Here is an 875-nt window from a genome sequence, read left to right as displayed (position 1 = left end):
CGGTAAGCGGGCCGGGGGCTATGGCCTGTACTACCACTTCGACTACGTGGGCGCCGGGCGGAACTACAAGTGGGTGGACACGGCGAACCTGCGGAACGTGTGGGAGCAGTTGCACGCGGCGTACGCGTACGGGAATCGCGGTTTGTGGGTCGCGAATGTGGGCGACCTGAAGGGGAACGAGCTGCCGACCGAGTTCTTTCTCAACTACGCCTGGAATCCGGAGGGTTGGGATGCCTCGCGGCTGGGCGAGTGGGAACTGCGGTACGCGCGCCAGAACTTCGGGGCAGGGCAGGCCGACGAGATTGCCTCGGTGCTGGCCGCGTACGGCCAGTTGCAGGCCCGCCGCAAGCCGGAGTCGCTGAACCGGCGGATCACTCTCGTCGACGGCCAGGTGGTCTACGACGATCGGCAGACGCCATTCTCCTTCGGGCACCGGGAGTTGGAGCGGGTGACGGAGGAGTGGCGGGAACTGGGGCGACGGGCCGAGCGGATCGGGCGGCGGTTGCCGGCCGTGGTGCGGGACGCGTGGTTCGAACTCGTCGGGTACGAGGTGCAGGCCACCGCCAACCTGTACGGGCTGCGGTCGGCCGAGTTCACGAACCTGCTGTACGCGGCGCAGGGCCGGGCCGCGACGAACGACCTCGCGGAGGAGGCGGAGGCGGGGTTGGCGCGGGACTTCGCGTTGGCCGAGCGCTTCAACTCGGTTGTGGCGGGCGGGAAATGGCGCGGATTCCAGACACAGCCGCACATCGACTACGGGGATGTGGAGCGGTACGGGCCCAACGCCGGGTGGCAGCAGCCGGAGAAGGACAACGTGGCGTTGCCGGATGTGCTGTTCCCGGCGGTGCGGCGGATCGAGGTGCCCGAGGCGGCGG

At 69.0% G+C, this 875-nt stretch carries 1 protein-coding gene; it reads left to right on the top strand.

What is annotated here, in order from left to right; all coding sequences use genetic code 11:
- Nucleotides 1-875: glycosyl hydrolase 115 family protein (locus AC31A1_RS52040; RefSeq protein ID WP_489660015.1), on the top strand; the 875-nt coding region annotated here is incomplete at both ends.

The organism is Streptomyces sp. P5F9 (assembly GCF_057961495.1).
This window is presented reverse-complemented; position numbering and strand designations above follow the sequence as displayed.